Annotated in this window: 19 protein-coding genes; 18 read left to right on the forward strand and 1 reads right to left on the reverse strand. The window is 64.7% G+C overall.

Going from position 1 to position 17,889, the window contains the following annotated elements:
• Positions 1 to 92 precede the first annotated feature (92 nt).
• The 12 genes from ACTUWL_RS18975 to ACTUWL_RS19030 all read left to right on the forward strand — a co-directional run bounded on the left by ACTUWL_RS18975 (position 93) and on the right by ACTUWL_RS19030 (position 11,521).
• The gene (locus tag ACTUWL_RS18975; RefSeq protein ID WP_291733538.1) at positions 93 to 1,787 is read left to right on the forward strand and encodes a ShlB/FhaC/HecB family hemolysin secretion/activation protein; all 1,695 of its coding nucleotides are present in this window, start codon (positions 93 to 95) and stop codon (positions 1,785 to 1,787) included.
• Positions 1,788 to 1,792: 5 nt separating this feature from the next.
• Positions 1,793 to 3,826 (forward strand): DUF2341 domain-containing protein, encoded by a 2,034-nt coding sequence (locus ACTUWL_RS18980; protein WP_106939996.1) that lies wholly within the window; start codon positions 1,793 to 1,795, stop codon positions 3,824 to 3,826.
• Positions 3,827 to 3,831: 5 nt separating this feature from the next.
• Positions 3,832 to 4,236, forward strand: coding sequence for an ExbD/TolR family protein (locus tag ACTUWL_RS18985; protein WP_021079532.1), 405 nt, complete (start codon positions 3,832 to 3,834; stop codon positions 4,234 to 4,236).
• A 92-nt stretch (positions 4,237 to 4,328) separates the two neighbouring features.
• On the forward strand, positions 4,329 to 4,787 hold the full coding sequence (locus ACTUWL_RS18990) for a hypothetical protein (protein WP_021079531.1): 459 nt from the start codon (positions 4,329 to 4,331) through the stop codon (positions 4,785 to 4,787).
• Positions 4,784 to 5,587, forward strand: coding sequence for a TonB C-terminal domain-containing protein (locus ACTUWL_RS18995; protein ID WP_021079530.1), 804 nt, complete (start codon positions 4,784 to 4,786; stop codon positions 5,585 to 5,587). The genes ACTUWL_RS18990 and ACTUWL_RS18995 overlap by 4 nt, the downstream gene beginning before the upstream one ends.
• A gap of 71 nt (positions 5,588 to 5,658) precedes the next feature.
• Positions 5,659 to 7,557 carry a putative porin gene (locus tag ACTUWL_RS19000; protein WP_021079529.1) on the forward strand — a complete coding sequence of 633 codons (1,899 nt, stop codon included), beginning with the start codon at positions 5,659 to 5,661 and terminating at the stop codon, positions 7,555 to 7,557.
• 2 nt (positions 7,558 to 7,559) lie between these two features.
• The gene (locus ACTUWL_RS19005; protein ID WP_021079528.1) at positions 7,560 to 8,153 is read left to right on the forward strand and encodes a hypothetical protein; all 594 of its coding nucleotides are present in this window, start codon (positions 7,560 to 7,562) and stop codon (positions 8,151 to 8,153) included.
• Complete coding sequence (locus ACTUWL_RS19010; RefSeq protein WP_021079527.1) at positions 8,150 to 9,199, forward strand: peptidylprolyl isomerase; 1,050 nt, start codon at positions 8,150 to 8,152, stop codon at positions 9,197 to 9,199. The genes ACTUWL_RS19005 and ACTUWL_RS19010 overlap by 4 nt, the downstream gene beginning before the upstream one ends.
• A gap of 13 nt (positions 9,200 to 9,212) precedes the next feature.
• On the forward strand, positions 9,213 to 9,746 hold the full coding sequence (locus ACTUWL_RS19015) for a YbjN domain-containing protein (RefSeq protein WP_021079526.1): 534 nt from the start codon (positions 9,213 to 9,215) through the stop codon (positions 9,744 to 9,746).
• Between the two features lie 38 nt (positions 9,747 to 9,784).
• Complete coding sequence (locus tag ACTUWL_RS19020) at positions 9,785 to 10,687, forward strand: lytic transglycosylase domain-containing protein (protein ID WP_021079525.1); 903 nt, start codon at positions 9,785 to 9,787, stop codon at positions 10,685 to 10,687.
• A 35-nt stretch (positions 10,688 to 10,722) separates the two neighbouring features.
• Positions 10,723 to 11,229 (forward strand): hypothetical protein, encoded by a 507-nt coding sequence (locus ACTUWL_RS19025; protein WP_291733545.1) that lies wholly within the window; start codon positions 10,723 to 10,725, stop codon positions 11,227 to 11,229.
• A 115-nt stretch (positions 11,230 to 11,344) separates the two neighbouring features.
• Positions 11,345 to 11,521: an MJ0042-type zinc finger domain-containing protein gene (locus tag ACTUWL_RS19030; RefSeq protein WP_307756240.1), complete on the forward strand. Its 177-nt coding sequence runs from the start codon at positions 11,345 to 11,347 to the stop codon at positions 11,519 to 11,521.
• A 59-nt stretch (positions 11,522 to 11,580) separates the two neighbouring features.
• Here the strand turns inward: ACTUWL_RS19030 and ACTUWL_RS19035 are convergent, their stop codons facing one another.
• Entirely contained in the window at positions 11,581 to 12,639 is a 1,059-nt protein-coding gene (locus tag ACTUWL_RS19035; protein ID WP_021079522.1) for an AraC family transcriptional regulator, read from the reverse strand.
• 435 nt (positions 12,640 to 13,074) lie between these two features.
• Here ACTUWL_RS19035 and ACTUWL_RS19040 point away from each other — a divergent pair, with 435 nt between their 5' ends.
• From ACTUWL_RS19040 to phaZ, 6 genes are read left to right on the forward strand one after another with little or no spacing between them, the layout of a single operon-like run.
• Complete coding sequence (locus ACTUWL_RS19040) at positions 13,075 to 14,727, forward strand: fatty acid--CoA ligase (protein ID WP_021079520.1); 1,653 nt, start codon at positions 13,075 to 13,077, stop codon at positions 14,725 to 14,727.
• A gap of 42 nt (positions 14,728 to 14,769) precedes the next feature.
• The gene (locus ACTUWL_RS19045) at positions 14,770 to 15,246 is read left to right on the forward strand and encodes a MaoC family dehydratase (protein WP_021079519.1); all 477 of its coding nucleotides are present in this window, start codon (positions 14,770 to 14,772) and stop codon (positions 15,244 to 15,246) included.
• Positions 15,243 to 16,271, forward strand: coding sequence for a PHA/PHB synthase family protein (locus ACTUWL_RS19050; protein WP_021079518.1), 1,029 nt, complete (start codon positions 15,243 to 15,245; stop codon positions 16,269 to 16,271). The genes ACTUWL_RS19045 and ACTUWL_RS19050 overlap by 4 nt, the downstream gene beginning before the upstream one ends.
• Positions 16,271 to 16,741 (forward strand): alpha/beta fold hydrolase, encoded by a 471-nt coding sequence (locus ACTUWL_RS19055; RefSeq protein ID WP_021079517.1) that lies wholly within the window; start codon positions 16,271 to 16,273, stop codon positions 16,739 to 16,741. The genes ACTUWL_RS19050 and ACTUWL_RS19055 overlap by 1 nt, the downstream gene beginning before the upstream one ends.
• A complete protein-coding gene (locus ACTUWL_RS19060) occupies positions 16,738 to 16,932 on the forward strand; it encodes a hypothetical protein (protein ID WP_021079516.1) in 195 nt (64 codons plus the stop codon). Before ACTUWL_RS19055 ends, ACTUWL_RS19060 begins: the two co-directional genes overlap by 4 nt.
• Positions 16,925 to 17,875, forward strand: a complete 951-nt coding sequence (gene phaZ, locus ACTUWL_RS19065; protein ID WP_021079515.1) for a poly(3-hydroxyalkanoate) depolymerase — start codon at positions 16,925 to 16,927, stop codon at positions 17,873 to 17,875. Before ACTUWL_RS19060 ends, phaZ begins: the two co-directional genes overlap by 8 nt.
• Positions 17,876 to 17,889 lie beyond the last annotated feature (14 nt).

Genomic DNA, 17,889 nt, shown 5'->3' on the forward strand with positions numbered 1-17,889 from the left:
GGGTTTTTGGGTATCGTTCGCGATGCCGAGGCGGGTTGCGTGTGTCGGCTGCGGCACTCACCGTGGTTGGATCCGTAGCAACCGTCGTTCCGGTGTATGCAGCGAAGGAGGCGGCGAAGGATTCCGCGGCTGCGGCCGCAGCGCCGGCAGCGGGCAAGCAGCCGGCTCAGGCGAACGCGCCGGCGCAAAAGCCGTCCGCGCCGCTGCAGCGCTTCGACATCGACGACTTCGCCGTACAGGGCGCCGAAAAGCTGCCGCAGGTCGAGATCGAGGAGGCGATCTACCCGTTCCTTGGTCCGGGCAAGACTTCGGAGGACGTCGAGAAAGCGCGGGCCGCGCTGGAGAAGGCGTATCACGACAAGGGATTCCAGACCGTCAGCGTCGCGGTCCCGCAGCAGAACGTGACCGGCGGCGTGGTCACCCTCAAGGTGTCCGAGCTGAAGGTCGGGCGGTTGCGGGTGAAGAACTCGCGCTATTTCGATCTCGACCGGATCAAGGACAGCGCGCCTTCGCTGAAGGAGGGCAGTGTTCCCAATTTCACCGATGTCACCAAGGACATCGTGTCGCTCAACCAGTGGCCGGATCGCCGTGTCACCCCGGCGTTGCGTGCCGGCGTGACACCCGGCACCGTCGACGTCGATCTCAATGTCGAGGACAAGGCGCCGTTCCACGCCAGCCTCGAAGTCAACAACCGGCAATCGCCCTCCACTACGGCGAGCCGCGTCTCCGCCACCGTGCACTACGACAATCTGTGGCAGCTCGGCCATTCGCTGAGCTTCACCTATCAGGTCGCGCCGGAACGGCCGAGCGACGCCGAGGTGTTCTCCGGCTCCTACATGGCGCGGATACCGAACGCCGATTGGCTCAATCTGCTGTTCTACGGCGTGAAGTCGAACAGCAATGTCGCGACGATCGGCGGCACCAATGTGGTCGGTCCCGGTATGATCATCGGCGAACGGGCCGTGATTACGCTGCCCACCCGCGAGGGCCTGTTCCACACGCTGTCGCTCGGCATGGACTACAAGCACTTCGACCAGAACGTGACGGTCGGTACCGGCGGTTTCTCGTCACCCGTCACCTACTATCCTCTCGTCGCGACCTATGGTGCGACGTTCCAGGAAGAGAAATTCACGACCCAGTTCAATGCCGCCATCACCTACAACATCCGGACGCTGAGCAGCCCTTGGGACGAGTTCGACGCGAAGCGCTACAAGGCTTCGCCGAGCTTCACCCATTTCAATATGGACGTCTCGCATACCCAGGAGCTGCCGGAAGGCTTCCAGCTCTACGGCAAGGTGCAGGGACAGATGGCGGACGGTCCGCTGGTCTCGAGCGAACAGTTCAGCCTCGGCGGTCTCGATACAGTTCGCGGTTATCTCGAATCGGAGATGCTCGGCGACAACGGCGCCGTCGCCAATATCGAGCTGCGCACGCCCAACGTCGGCAGCATGCTGCAAGGCGAGCTGAAGAGCGAGACCGGTGATGGCAAGCCGCGCTTCGTCACGTTCAACGACTGGCGCTTCTTCATCTTCGCCGACGTCGGCTACGCGGCGGTCCAGCAGCCGCTGCCTGAGCAGGTGTCCTCTTTCGCGGCGTGGAGCTATGGCGTCGGCACGCGCTTCAAGACGTTCGAATATTTCAACGGCATGGTCGTGCTCGCGGTACCGGGGACTACTCCACCGGAATCGCTGCCGGGACTTCCCGGAGTCGCGCTGCCGGGAGTCTTGCTAACCGGTACGCACGCAAACGTTCCGCGCGTGAACTTTCGAATCTGGGGTGAATTCTGATGGGAATGGGTCTTACTCTCGAGCGACGCACGCGCCGGGCGGCGCTGCGCCGCGGCATTGCGAACGCTGCGACGGCATTGTTGTTCGGGCTCGTCGCCTTGGTGACATCGCTCGCGCCGGCGAACGCCTGGTGGAACGACGAATGGTCGCTGCGCAAGAAGATCACGGTCGACGTCAGCGCGTCGGGCGCCAACGTCACCGATCCGATCGGGGCGACGGCGGTGCTGGTGCGGCTGCATGTCGGCAATTTCCGCTTCAGCTCGGCAAAGGATGACGGCAGCGACCTGCGGTTCGTCGCCGGTGACGACAAGACGCCGCTGAAGCATCACATCGAGAAGTTCGATTCGCTGCTTGGCGAGGGTCTGGTCTGGGTTGCGGTGCCGAACATCGCGCCGGGCGCACGGACCGATATCTGGCTCTATTACGGCAACAAGAAAGCGCTCGCGACCAGCGACCCCAAGGGAACCTACGATCCGGATACCCTGACGGTCTATCACTTCAACGAGCGCGGCACGCCGGCGATCGATTCCTCGGTGTGGGCCAACAACGCCCAAAGCGTCGGCCAGCCGGCGGACGGTTCGCTGATCGGGACCGGCTTGCGGCTCGACGGCCGCGCTCCGGTGACCGTGCCCGCCTCGCCGTCGCTCGCATCGCCCGATGGCGCCGCGCTGACCTGGTCGGCCTGGATCAAGCCGGCCGCGCTACAGCCGAACGCCGCGCTGTTCAGCCGGCGTGACGGCGCCAACGCGCTGGTCATCGGCGTCGACAATGGGAGCCCGTTCATCGAAGTCACCAAGGCGGGCACGGTGCAGCGCTCGAGCGCCGGGGCACCGGTGGCGGCCGGCAGCTGGCATCATGTCGCCGTCGTTGCCGGAAACGGCCAGGTCACGCTCTACCTCGACGGCGTGTCCTATGCCGCGCTCAGCGCGAGCCTGCCGGCTCTCAATACTGTTGGCCTGATCGGAGGAGACACGTCGACCTCCAGCGCTTCTCCGATCGCGCCTGCGACGGCCCCGTCCGCAGCAACACCGTCAGTGCCCCCTGATGCGTCGGCTGCGGACGGTGGCGCCACGCCTGCGGCAACGCCCGACGCGGCGGCAACTCCGGCTCCAGCGCCCGCTGCCGCCATGGCCGGCTTCGTCGGCGATGTCGACGAGCTGCAGATCAGCAAGGTCGCGCGGCCCGCCGGACTGATCAAGGTGATGGCGATCGGGCAGGGCCCCGACCAGGGCAAGCTGATGTCCTTCAGCGTCGACGAGGAGACCGCCAGCTGGCTGTCCGGCTACTTCGCGGTGATCCTGAAGTCGGTGACGCTCGACGGCTGGGTTGTGATCGGCATTCTCCTGATCATGGCCGCGATCAGCTGGGTGGTGATGTTCGACCGGGCCTCGTATCTCAGCAGGCAGGCCAAGGCGAATGCCCAGTTCATGAAGGGCTTCCGTGAGATCGCCGCCGATCTCACCATGCTGGATCGCGGCGATGCCGACGACATCTCGACGCTGGGCGGACGCCTCACCGAGGCCGACGCCAAGATGATGCGCTCGTCCTCGCTCTACCGCATCTATCACATCGGCGCGGCGGAAATCCGCCACCGCTTCGGCAACAATCCGCAGCGCGTGCCGGTGCTCTCGGCGGCTTCGATCGCGGCGATCCGCGCGGCGCTCGATAGCGGCGTCGTCAAGGAGATGCAGCGGCTCAACCGCCTGATGGTGGTGTTGACGATCGCGATCTCCGGCGGTCCGTTTCTCGGCCTGCTCGGCACCGTGGTCGGCGTCATGATCACCTTCGCGGCGATCGCGGCCAGCGGCGACGTCAACGTCAACGCGATCGCGCCCGGCATCGCTGCAGCGCTGGTGGCGACCGTCGCCGGTCTCGGCGTCGCGATCCCGGCGCTGTTCGGCTACAACTACCTGATCTCCCGGATCAAGGACCTGACCAGCGACATCCAGGTCTTCGTCGACGAGTTCGTGACCAAGATGGCGGAATTCTATTCCGCCGACCGGCCGGACCCGATCGAACGCCGCATCGCCGCGGAGTAACGGCGATGCAGATCCAGGCCGATTCCAAACCCTATGACGACATCAACATCACGCCGATGTTGGACCTCGCCTACGTGCTGCTGGTGATCTTCATCATCATGACGACCGCGACCGTGCAGGGCCAGAAGGTCAATCTGCCGAAGGCCTCGGCGGCGCCGAGCCTTGCGACCCAGACCACTAAGGCGATCACGGTCGCCAATGACGGCAAGATCTTCCTCGACACGATACCGGTGACGCTGCCCGAGCTCGAGCAGCGGCTGATCCAGCAGAAGGCGCTGACGCCGGAATTTCCCGTGGTGCTGCGCGGCGATGCGCAGGCGCAGTACCAGAGCGTGATGGACGTGTTCGACCTGCTCAGCCGCATCGGCCTGAGCCAGGTCGGGCTCGCCACCAAGCCGCTCGTGAAGTGAGGCAGCCGAGAAGCGACGCCATGATCACGACGCAGCCATCACCTTTCTCATTGACCGAGCGCCGGACGCTACGGTCTTGGCTGAGCAGCATGATGCGGGCATTCGATGATGGCTGCGGTGCCGCAGACGTCACGCGCACCGATCCCGTGGCGCAGGTGTCGATCCGCGGCAGTGCCGAGCTTCCGCTGGCGCCGGTTGCAGCGGACCTGCGCGAGGAGCCGCGCGGCGAGGTGGTGGCATTCCCCCTTCATGGCGAGGCCCTGCTGGTGAAGCTCGCGGACGTGCTGCGCAGGTACGTCGCCGGCCGCGAGCCCGCTGGCGATCCGTTGTGGCTGACGATCTCGCGATGCCCGTGGGTCCGCCTCTCGATCGACGAGATGGCCCATGTGGATTATCTGAGCGAGGTCGAGACCTTTCATGCGGCGATCGAAGCGGGTCCCGACACCAAGGTCATCCTGAAGACCACGGATTTCGACGCGCTCGCCAGCTTCGTCACGCAGTATGTCGATGAAAGGCTGCGCGATCGCACCTCGGTGGAGGCCGCGCCATGAACGCGCCGATGCGGGACCAGAACGCGCAGGCCGCGCGTACAACGCCGGCAGCTGACGATCAGAAGGTTGCCGTCGCCTCCGCCACAGCGCCGGCCCGCAAGGCTGCCGCCCGGAAGGGCGAGCGCAGTGTGCTGCTGCGTTACGGCGCGGTCGTGGCGGTGGTCGCGTTGTTCCTCTGCGGCATCGTCTATTTCTTCCTCGGCCACGACGACATGCCGCCGCCGCGCCAGGTGCGCGATCTCACCATCGTCAATGTGACGCTGCCGCCGCCACCTCCGCCTCCGCCGCCACAGCCGCAGCCCGAGCAGAAGATGATCGAGCAGCCCAAGATGGCGGAGCCCGAATTCAAGGAAGAGAAGCCGGTCGACAAGCCGAAGGACGAGCCGGCCAAGGACGCCAAGAACGACGAGCCGCCCGGTCCGCTGTCGCTTGATGCCAAGCCGACCGGACCCGGCGATCTGTTCAATCTCGGCGGCAAGCCCGGCGGCAGCCCGTATGGCGGCGGCGGCGGCGGTGGCAGCCGCTGGGGTTGGTACACCACGATCATCACCTCGCAGGTCGAAGCGGCGATCCGCGCCAACCCGAAGACGCGCAACATGGCGACGCAGATCCAGGTGCGGCTCTGGGTGGACGGCTCCGGCCACGTCACCCGCGTCGTCCTGACGCCGTCGTCCGGCAATCCGGAGGTCGATGCGGCGCTTCGCAACGAGGTGATCGGCAGCCTGACGCTGCGCGAGCCGCCACCCAAGGACATGCCGATGCCGGTGGTCACACGCGTCACGGCGCGCCGGCCGAGCTGACGAGACCAACCGACAAGACGACCAACGACCAACCTACGAACTTAAATGTGCGAGTGAGAACTGGGGGACTGATGTTTAAGAAACGAGCTCACGCAGAATGGCGCGCGTTACCGCTTGCGGTGTCGCTGGGCGCGCTCGCCTGCGCAACGCCGGCCGTGGGCCAGACCGCGGACCAGGCTGCCGACCAGGCTCCCGCCGCCGCGGCGAAGCGTACCGATGCCAAGAAGCCGAAGGTGTCGAGCACCAAGCCGACATCGTCGAACGCCACCGTCAACCTCGTCAATCTGCTGGTGCAGCAGGGCGTCCTCAAGGAGGACCAGGCCCAGGCGCTGATCAAGCAGGCCGAGGACGAGGCCTATGTCTCCCGCCAGGCTGCCAAGGATGCCACAACCAAGGCCGACGACGCCACCAAGGCCGCAACCGCAGCCGCTGCGGCGGCGCAGCCGCCCGGCACAAGGCACGTCACCTACGTTCCCGAAGTCGTCAAAAGACAGTTACGGGAAGAGATTAAGCAGGAGGTGATGGCCAAGGCACAGAAGGAAAACTGGGCGTCGCCCGGAACCTATCCGGAGTGGGCGCAGCGCATCCGCTTCTACGGCGACGCGCGCGTGCGCTATCAGGGCAATTACTTCCCGACCGGCAACGACCAGGCCGGCGCCGCGAACTTCAACGCGATCAATACCGGTTCGCCGTATGACGTTTCGCTCGTCTCGAATCCGTATTTCGGGCCGACCTACGACACCACGCAGGACCGCAACCAGTTCCGCTTCCGCGGCCGGCTCGGCATGGAAGCCGACCTGCTGTACGGGTTCACGGCTGGCTTGCGCATCGCGACCGGCGAAAACAATTCACCAGTGTCGACCAACCAGACGCTTGGTGGCAGCGGGGGCAACTTCTCGAAATATTCGCTCTGGCTCGATCGCGGTTACGTCAACTGGAAGGGTTGGAATGGCGATCTGAGCCTGTCGGCAGGCCGTTTCGACAACCCGTTCTGGTCCCCGACCGATCTGGTCTGGTACAAGGAGCTCGGCTTCGACGGCTTCGCCGTTCAGGCCAAGCACGAGGTGTGGGAAGGCTTCACGCCGTTCGCGGTCGGCGGCGCATTCCCGATCTACAACACCGATTTCAACTTCGGAAAGAACCTGGGGGATACGGCCACCGGGGCGCCAGTCAAATACGCGAGCCACGACAAGTGGCTGTTCGGAGGCCAGGTCGGCTTCAATGCGCGCTTCAGTCCGGAATACGCGTTCCGGTTCGGCGTCGCCTACTACGACTTCGACAATGTGCAGGGCCAGCTTTCCAGCCCCTGCATCGTCGAGGTGGCTGCCGACGTTTGCAACACCGACATCACCCGGCCGTCCTTTGCGCAGAAGGGAAATACCTATTTCCCGCTGCGTAGGATCATCGCCGACGCCCCCGGAATCGGCAACAATGGCGGTACCTCCTTCCTGTACCAGTATTTCGGACTGGTCAGCGAATATCGCCCGGTGGTCGTCAGTGGACAGCTCGATCTCGGACATTTCCATCCGACCCACATCGTGCTCGACGGCGAGTACGTCAACAACACCGCGTTCAGCCGCTCCACTATGAACGCTGCGGCCGCAACTTACGGCGTGCTGATGAACAATCGCGGGCCGAGTCCGGATGGCGGCAACACGCCCGGTCCCTTCAACGGCGGCAATCAGGGTTGGCTCGGCCGCGTCACGGTCGGCGACCGGGAGATCAAGCATCTCTGGGATTGGAACGTCCACGCCGGCTACAAATACCTGGAGTCGGATGCCACCATCGATGCCTTCGCAGACTCCGATTTCGGTCTCGGCGGCACCAACCTGAAGGGCTATTTCGTCGGCGGCAATATCGGTCTTGGCGAGAACGTCTGGGCGAGCTTGCGCTGGATGAGCGCCAACAGCATCGCCGGCAGTCCCTATGCCGTCGACGTCCTGCAAGTCGACCTCAACGCGAAGTTCTGACCATGCGCATCGCACTCTTTGTCCTGATGATGGTGGTCGGAGCATTGAGCTCCGGCACCGCATCCGCCCAGTCCGAGACCGACCGCCTGCGCGAGGCCCTGCGCAGCGCGACGGCGCAGACCCGTGCGCTGGAAGACCAGCGCACGGCGCTGCAAGCGAAAGTCGCCGACGCCGATCGCGAAAAGGCGGCGGCCAAGAAGGAGGTCGATGACCTCAAGGCGCAGCTGAAGAAGGCCGACAAGGAACATCGCGACGCGGTCGACGAGTTCAATCAACGGCTCGCCGAACGCGACGAGACCTTGGAGAAGTGGAAGTCGGCCTATGAGGAGGCGGCCACAGTCGCCCGCACCAAGGACGCCGAGCGCGCCAAGTTCGAGGGTGAGGCCACTGCCTACAAGGCCAGCACCAAGAGCTGCATCGCCAAGAACACCCTGCTGGTCAAGGCCGGCAAGGAGATGGTGCAGCGCTACAAGGACCTGACCATCGGCGAGATCGTGGTTTCGCGTGAGCCGATGATCCAGCAGCGCCGGGTCGAAATCCAGAACCAGCTGCAGGAAAGCCAGGACAAGTTCCTCGATCAGAAGGTGAATCCATGACGACCGCCCCTATCGTGAAGCCGCTTTGCTCGATCGGCCTCGCCGTCGTCGTTGCGGCTTTCGTTGTGCCGATCGATGCGTCGGCGCAAGCGCAGGCTCCCGCGCCGCGGACGGTGCAGGCTCCGGTCAGGAAGCCGCAGCCCCAGCCCGCGACGCAGGCGCAAGCCGCCGCCACCCCTGCGCCGGCTGCTCCGGTCGCGGCCGCGCCGAAGGCCGCGACCGTTCCGGAGAATGTCGTCGCGCGGGTCGGCGACACCAACATCTCGGCCGATGACCTGCGCAGCTATGTCGCGGCACTTGCGCCGCGCGAGCAGGCTGCGCTGGCGAAGGATCCGGCCATGCTCAGCCAGACCGTGCGGCTTCTGCTTGCCAACCGCCTCGTGCTGCAGGAGGCGGTTGCGAAGAAGTGGGATCAGCAACCCAGCGTCGCGGCGCAGCTCGAGCGGGCCCGCGAGGGCGCGGTGGTCGAGCTTTACCTGCAATCGGTGTCGACGCCGCCGGCGAGCTTCCCGAGCGAAGACGACCTGCAGAAGGTCTATGAAGCCAACCGCGCCGCATTCCTGATGCCGCGGCAGTTCCAGCTCACGCAGATCTACATCGCCGCTCCGAAGGAGGGCGACAAGGCCGCCGAAGACAAGGCGAAGCAGGAGCTCGACGACGTGCAGCGCAAGCTGAGGGCGCCGGGAGCGGACTTTGCGGCGATCGCGCGCGGCGACAACAACGCTGCCAAGGATGCCGCAGATCTCGGATGGGTTGCCGAGAACCAGATTCGTCCGGAGATCCGCAGCCAGGTGATGGGGCTCGCCAAGAACAGCGTGTCCGAGCCGATCAAGCTCGACGACGGCTGGCACATCATCAAGCTGATCGACACCAAGGCGTCCTACACCCGCACCTTGCCGGAGGTGCGCGACCAGCTGGTGCAGCAGATCCGCTCCGAGCGGTCGACCATGATGCGCCGGGCCTATCTCGCCGAGCTGCTGAAGCAGCATCCGCCCGTCCTCAATGAACTTGCGTTGTCGAGCCTGCTCGACGGATCGAAGAAGTAGTACGGAGATCAGAATGTCCGAGACCATCACCAAGCTCACCATCGAGGGATTGCGCGACAATTTCCAGAGCGTCGGCTATCGCGTCGAAACGCTGACCGATCCGGTCGCCAACACGACCTATCTGCGCTCGGCGACCGCGGGGCTTGGTTTCGAGATCCGGCCGGGAAACCAGCTGGTCGGCGAGGAACAGAGCTTTGTCGACACCACGCTGGTCACCACGCTCCAGGTGCAGGGTGAGCTGCCGCTCGACCTCGTCAATCGCTGGAACACGACGCGGCGGTTCGGACGGCTGCAGTTCAGCCATCCGTTCCTGATGTTCTGCATGGATATCTCCGTCGCCGGCGGCGTGGCGCCGAACTTCGTCCGCGCGCAGATCGAGATCTGGGACCGGCTGGTTCAGGAGCTGATCGCCTATCTGCGCGAGGAGCTGCCGAAGCTCGCCGCGCGGAACGGCGCGGCGGCTGCTGCCCCGCAGCCCGGTGCGCCGGTCCAGCAGCCGTCGCACGAGCGCGCCGCGGAAGCGGAGGCGGTCCCCACCATCCAGTAGTCGCGCTGACGCGCGACCAGCAGGACCGCAAGCGATCGATGAATGATGTTGCCCCCACGATGCAGGCGAGCAGCTTTGGCCGATGGCCGAAGCTGATCGATCCTGCGCGTCGTCGGGGCACCTGCATCGCGGCTGGCGGCCTTGCACTCGCGCTCTGTCTTGCGCAGCCCGTTCATGCCGGGGGTGAGAGCGCGGCGCCGTCATTCAGTACGCGCTTCGCCGCCGTCGAGCAGGCCGAACCTTCCGTCGACACCACGGCAAAGCCGCCGGCTGAGGCGACGACGAAGCCGGCCGCGCCGGCCAGGGATTCAGCGAAGGATACAGCGAAGGATGCCGGCGGGAAAAACCTGCCGGCTCCACCCGTGAGCCAGCCTGCGGTTTCGGACGCGCGGATGCGCTATCGCGCACTGATCGAGAAGGAGGCCGCGGGAAGCGGGCTTGCGCCGGAGATCGCCGAGGCGGTGATGGGCGTGGAGAGCGGCTATAATCCCGATGTGATCGGCGGCGTCGGCGAAATCGGACTGATGCAGCTGCTGCCCTCGACCGCGCGCATGCTCGGTTTTTCCGGCTCGCTCGCCGAGCTCGCGATTCCCGAAAACAACATTCACTTCGGTGTCATGTATCTTGCGCAGGCGTGGCGCCTTGCCGGTGGTGACCTGTGCACCGCAGTCATGAAGTACCGTGCAGGCCATGGCGAGACCCGCTTCTCGTATCTGTCGGTGAATTATTGCGTCGCAGTGCGCGCGCGGCTGTTTGCCCGCGGCTTTCGCGTGACGGGAACCGTACCGGTCGCGACCTTCGGCGAGCCCGGGCGCGCTGGTGGCGGCGGTGGATGCGGCCGCAAATGTCTCGGCGCGGGCGGCCTCATCGGGCGCGTCGATCTGGTCGCGCTCAACACCAGGCTGAACGCGCTTGTGATCCAGGCCCGGGGAGGGAAATAGCAAGCGGGCTCGTCGCCGAAGCTGATTCCGTTGCCTTGATATCCTCCCTCGGCTTCCTATCGTTTGAAACAGTTCTGGTTCTGCAAGGAGCAGCACCGATGAAAGCATTCACCTTGGCGATTGCCATGGCCGGATTGGCGGCGATGCAAGCGCAAGCGCAGACACCGCAGCCGCAGCACACGCCGTTGCCGGAAATCGTCGTCGGCACGCCGCCGCCGCCGACAGTCAATCTCAACCGCGACAGCAGCGGCAGTCCCGGCCGGGCTGCGGCGAGAGGTAGCAGCAGCGGTGGCAACAGTGGTGGCAGCGGTACCGAGCGCTGCGGCGATGCGGCCTCGCTTGGCTGCATCAACGAGCGGTTGAAGAAGCAGGTCGATCAGGTCAATCCGCCGGTAACGAATACGCCGCCGATCGACGCGAAATCGTCGGATCTCAAGGTGGGCGTGGTCAACGTCCCGGCAGTGCAGCAGCAATATGGCCGCAACTTCGGGATCTCGGCGATTCCCTATCGCCCGGCGGCGCCGGTTTTCAGCCATCGATAGATAACGCGGAATTCTCGTCCGTCTCGAACAGATCGTGACGCCGTCACATTTCTGACGATGGGCATATGGAAAATAGAGAGAGCAACGGTTTGCTGATTCCATGCGAAAATCTGACGTGACGTGCCCCCATTGCCAGGCCGGCTATCGCCGGATCGAATTGACGTCGAAGGGCGGCGTCGCCGGTGAGTTTCGTTGCCTGGTGTGTGACCACATGATCGAGCTGATGGACGGCTCGACCGATGTCGCCTTTCGGCTGACTGTGCAGCCGGGCAAGACGTCCTACGCCTACTGACGTTCATGCGCGCGAGAACCGTTTTCGGCGTCCTCGCCGGCAAGAAACCGCAGTCCGAATCATTCGCCGCGGATATCGCTCGGCGCCTTGTTGGTCCAGCGGTGGAACGCGCGCCTGAAATTCGCCGCGTCGCTGAACCCGAGCGCCAATGCGATGTCTTCATTGGCCAGCGTCGTGTTGCGGAGATATCTCAGGGCAATCTGGGTCCGCAACTCGTCGTGCAGTACGCGGAATGAAAAGCCTTGCTGGCGGAGCTGGCGCCGCAGTGACCGGTCGTTCATGCCGAGCTGCCTTGCGATCGCCTCGAACGTCGGCGGATTTGCGATATCGCGAAGCAGGATGGCGCGGATCTTTCCGGCTACCCCGGTGCGCAATCTCAGATCTCCCAGCAAGTCGTCGCATAACGCCACGATGGTCGGATACGTCGTCTTGTTGCCGAGATCGGCGCTGCGATCCAGCCATTGCGCCTTGAACACGATCTGGTTGGCCGGCTGATCGAACCGCACCGGGCATCCGACATGATCGAGCGGAAGATCGAAGTCCGTCGCCTGCGGATAGGCGAGCGTGATTTCGGTGGGGGAAAAGCCCGGCCCCATGATGTCGCGCATCAGCGAGATGTGGATGCCGATCTGCATCTCGGCGACGAACCGGTAGAGCGTCGAATCGGCAAGCGCGTGCAGATTGGGTTCGATGGTCCATCGTGCCGCGGCCTTGTCCTCGACGAAGTCGATTGCCGCCAGCGGCGCCGCGAGCGCGTGGTAGCGCATCGCGAACTCCATGGCTTTGCGAAAGTCCGGGCAGCACAGCAGCGCATAGCCGTACATTCCGTATGTCGAGATGTGGATCGACGCGCCGATGCGATAGGGCAGGTGACGGTCGCGCGACAGTCGCAGCGCGTTCTGACAGACGGTCATCAACTGCGTCAACGAAATCCGCGCCTGCGGCGAATGGACGTCGGCCAGCGGAATGTTGGTGTCGCGCAGGATGGCCTCGGCCGGGACGCCGGCGCCGGCCAGCATGTCGAAGACAGCGCCGAACTTGGTCGCTTCATAGACCTTGTCGCGGGTGCCGACGGTCAGGATGTCGGAGCGAGAGCCCCCAGGCTTCTTCAGTCGCATGGTTGGTTGCAAAGGGAACCAGCCTTTCCTTCGGTCCGGAAGCAGGACATCGCGAGAGCAGGGCAAAGCCGATTCCCGCCCACCAACACCGCGGAAACATAGCCGGTTCACGGCACAACCCAAGCCTTATCCGAGGCTTATCAATGGGGCATTGTTGTTGCAGAGCAGCAAAAAGCGGAGCGGGGGAGAAGCTGCTGGAGACGGCGAAGCGGATCGTTTCGGTCAAGACCGTTGCTGTCGATGAGGGCAGCTTGTCCGCTTGAGACCCGGCAGATGTCCGATTCGGACCTTCACAAATCTCGGGCGTCACGCGAGGCTTCGTCCTAATGTCACGTCGTCAAACCGTTGTGGCGCAGGACGGCAGACCACACGATCCGCTCGCTTAGAACGGCGGACGCAACGGTCGGAGGAAATACCAGGTCGAGGGAGGCTTCCATGGTCGGAAGGCTGATTCAGACTGCCCAATCCGCATATCAATATCCGCTCATCTTCAAGCAGCTCTGGCACACGCCGCGCGTGCAGGCGCCGGATCAGGAGATCGTCTATCGCGATCTCAAGCGCTTCACCTACCGACAGATCAGGGAGCGGATCGGCCGTCTCGCCTCGGCGTTGAGCAAGGCCGGCGTCGAGCCCGGCGACACCGTCGGCGTGCTCGAATGGGACAGCAACCGCTTCCTCGAAGCGTTCTTCGCGATCCCGATGATGGCGGCGGTGTTGCAGACGGTGAATGTCCGCCTGTCGCCGGAGCAGATCGCCTACACGATCAACCATGCCAGCGCCTCGACGCTGCTCGTCAACGATGAGTTCGTGGGATTGCTGGAAGGCATGAAGGGACAGCTGCCGAATGTGAAACGGATGATCGTGATGTCGGACCGGCCGATGCCGCAGACCGGCAGCCTGTCCTTCATCGGTGAATATGAGAACCTGCTGGCGGCCGCCTCGCCCGATTACGACTTCCCGGACTTTGACGAGAACACCCAGGCCACCACCTTCTACACCACCGGCACGACCGGATTGCCGAAGGGCGTCTACTACAGCCACCGCCAGCTCGTGCTGCATTCGATCGCGGGACTGGCGCTGTTCGGCATGGCCGGCTCGCAAGGCCGCTTCTCGCGCGACGACGTCTATATGCCGATCACGCCGATGTTCCACGTCCACGCCTGGGGCTTTCCTTGGTCGGCAACGCTTGCCGGCACCAAGCAGGTCTATCCCGGCCGCTACGAGCCGGCGATGCTGGTCAAGCTGATCAAGAGCGAGGGCGTCACCTTCACCCATGGCGTGCCGACCATCCTGCAGATGCTGCTCAACGCCGCCGCTGCGGCCAAGGTCGATCTTCATGGGCTGAAGATGGTGATCGGCGGGTCGGCCCTGCCGAAGGCGCTGGCCAAGCAGGCGCTCGAGGCCGGCATCGACATCTTTGCCGGTTACGGCATGTCGGAGACCGGGCCGCTCGCCGCGGTGTCCCATGTCAGCTCCAGGGATCTCAGCGGCGACCCCGCCGGCGAGGTCGAATTCCGCACCAGGGCCGGCATCGCCGGTCCGCTGGTCGAACTGCGCATCGTCGATCCCGACATGAAGGACATCCCGCATGACGGCAAGTCAGCCGGCGAGATCGTGCTGCGTGCGCCCTGGCTGACCCAGGGCTACTACAACAATCCGGAGGGCTCGGAGCAGCTCTGGGCCGGCGGCTATCTGCACACCAGCGATATCGCGGTGATCAGTCCGGGCGGCCATGTTCACATCACCGACCGGATCAAGGACGTGATCAAGACCGGTGGCGAATGGGTCTCCTCGCTGCAGATCGAGGACCTGATCTCGCAATGCGCCGGAGTGGCCGAGGCCGCGGTGATCGGCGTCAAAGACGAGAAATGGGGCGAGCGGCCGCTTGCGCTCGTGGTCAAGAAGCCATCCGGCGCCGACAGCCTCACCGATGCATCGATTAAGGAGCATCTCAAGCAATTCGCCGACCAGGGCGTGATCTCGAAATATGGCATCCCCGGCACGATCATGTTCATCGACAGCATTCCCAAGACCAGCGTCGGCAAGATCAACAAGAAGGAGCTGCGCGAGCAATACGGCGACATGTGACGGGACAAGCACGCCAAAGAAACGATCGAGGAGGACAACAAAATGAGCAACCTCACACTGGCCGGCCTGGGCGAACATGTCGGAAAGGAGCTCGGGCTCTCCGACTGGGTCGCGATCGATCAGCAACGCATCGACACGTTCGCGTCCTGCACCGGCGATCACCAATGGATTCATGTCGACGTCGAACGGGCCAGGCGCGAGAGCCCATTCCGCGGTCCGATTGCGCATGGCTATCTGACGCTCGCGATGGTGGCGCCGCTGGCGATGCAGGTCGGCATCATTCCGCGCGACGCCGCCGCCGGGCTGAACTACGGGGTCGACAAGGTCCGCTTCCTGACGCCGGTGCCCGCGGGCGCAAGGGTGCGGCTGCGGGTTGTCTTGTCCGGCATCGAGCCGAGGGACGGCGGCCAGGTGATCATGAAAACCCTGAACACGCTGGAGGTCGAGGGATCGGAGAAGCCTGCTCTGATCGCCGAGACGCTGGCGCTCCTGATTCCCGCAGCGGGAGCAAAGCAATGAGTACGGAAAAAAGCGCCCCGGATCAGCCGGCCTCCGACATGTCCGAGGCCGCGTCGCGCAACACGCTGGCGCTCAATCCACTGGTCGGCATCCAGGGCCAGGATCTGGTCGAGGGCGCCGGCATCCTGTTCAAGGCCGTCATCAACGAACCGAAGGTCGCGACCGAGCAGTGGCTGTCATTCGTCAGCGAGCTCGGCTCGATCGCCGCCGGCAAGTCGGAGCGAGCGCCGAAGGCGGGCGACAAGCGATTTAACGATCCAACCTGGAAGGAGAGCTCGCTGCATTCGGGCCTGCTCAAGGCCTATCTGGCCTGGGGCGAGGCGGTCAGCGGCCTGGTCGACAAGACCAGCCTCAGCGACATCGACAAGCAGCGCGCGCATCTGATCACGGATATCCTGATCGACGCGGTTGCGCCGACCAACACCATGGTCACCAACCCGGCGGCAGTACGCAAGTTCATCGACACCGGTGGACAGAGCCTGTGGAGCGGCCTGAAGAACTACATCGGCGATCTCACGCAGAATCGCGGCATGCCGTCGATGGTGGACATGAAGGCCTTCAAGGTCGGCGAGAACCTCGCGACCACGCCGGGCGCCGTGATCTTCCGCAACGAGCTGCTCGAGCTGATCCAGTACACGCCGACCACGCCGATGGTCGGGAAGCGGCCGCTGGTGATCACGCCGCCGCAGATCAACAAGTACTACGCGCTCGATCTCTCGCCGGACAAGAGCATGGTCCGCTTCCTGCTGGAGAGCGGCATCCAGGTCTTTGCGGTGAGCTGGCGCAATCCGACCGCGGCGCATCGTGACTGGGGGCTCGACACCTACGTCGCCGCGCTGGACGAGGCGGTCGACGCGGCGCGCGAGATCTCCGGCAGTGAAGACGTCTCGATGATGGGATCCTGCTCCGGCGGCATCACGGCGACGGCCTATTTCTCGACGCTCGGCTCCGCGGCCGATAAGAAGATCAAGAATCTCGTGCTGGCGGTCTGCCTGCTCGATCCGAGAGCGCGTTCGGCTGCCTGATGACGCCCGAGACCATGCGGGCGGCGAAGGCGTCGTCACAATTGCGCGGCATCGTCGACGGCCACGACCTGGCGCGGATGTTCGCCTGGATGCGGCCCAACGACCTGATCTGGAACTACTGGGTCAACAACTATCTGCTCGGCAACCAGCCGCCGGCGTTCGACATTCTGTACTGGAACGCCGATACCACCCGCCTGCCGGCGGCGCTGCACGGCGACTATCTCGATCTCTATTTCTCCAACCCGTTCGTCAACGCCGGCAAGCTGACGCTCAACGACAAGACCATCGACATGAGCAAGGTCAAGGCCGACAGCTACGTCGTCGCGGGCATGACCGACCACATCACGCCGTGGAAGGGCGTCTACAAGACCGCCCAGATCATGGGCGAGGGCACCACCTTCTGCTGTCGAACAGCGGGCACCTGCAGAGTCTGCTCAATCCGCCGAGCAATCCGAAGGCCTCCTTCATGATCGGGCCGGCGTCCGCGAACAAGCCCGATGCGTTCATGGCCTCGGCCGAGAAGCGCAAGGGAAGCTGGTGGCTCGACTGGCGCGACTGGCTGCAGCCGCGCTCGGGCGAGGAGGTCAGTGCGCCGGCCGCGCTCGGCAGCGCGCGCCATCCGATCCTCGCCAAAGCGCCGGGAACCTACGTCTTTGACTGAGGATCTCACCAGCGCCGACACCGCAAGCCCATCGCCCGACAGGCAGCGAGGCGCGATCGAGACGCGGCAGGTCACGATCGACGGCCAGCTGCTTCAGGTCGCGATCAGGCGCGGCAGCGGCAGCCGGCCGCCACTCCTGCTGTTCAACGGGATCGGCGCCAATTGGGAGCTGGCAAAGCCGTTCCTCGACGCGCTCACCGGCACGTCAGCCATCATCTTCGACGTCCCCGGCGTCGGCGGCTCGCCGAGACCGGCGTGGCCGTATCGCCCGTCGACGCTGGCGCGGCTTGCCGCCGATCTCGTCGCCGAGCTGGGCTACGCCGAGGTCGACGTCGCCGGCGTGTCCTGGGGCGGCGGGATTGCGCAGCAATTCGCACACCAATTTCCGAAACGCTGCCGCCGGCTGGTGCTTGCGGCGACCGCGCCGGGTTTCACCATGGTGCCGGCAAGTCCGTCGGTGTTGTGGAAGATGGCGACGCCGCGCCGCTATACCGACAAGGATTACATGAACCGGATCGCCGCCGATATCTATGGCGGGGCGTTTCGCGATGATCCCTCACTGATCGGCCGGCACGCCGCTGCGATGCATGGCGCGCGCAGCATGGGCTATTTCTACCAGCTGCTGGCGATGACCGGCTGGACCAGCCTGCCCTGGCTGTGGTCGCTGCCGCAGCCGACGCTGATCCTGATGGGCCGTGACGATCCGCTGGTGCCTCCGATCAACGGGCACATCATGGCGAGCCTGATCCCGAACGCAGAGCTGCATTTGATCGACGACGGGCACCTGTTCATCGTGACGCGGCCGGCGGAGACCGCGGGCCTGATCGAGGCGTTTCTCGCCGACGAGAGCCGACAGGCCGCGTCGCCAACCCTGCTCTCGCGGACCACCAGTTACCTCAGGGATCTCATTCCAACGTCCGGAGACCGGCGCCAGAACTCGTAACCACAGGAGGATAT

Source organism: Bradyrhizobium sp. WCU1 (genome assembly GCF_053474805.1).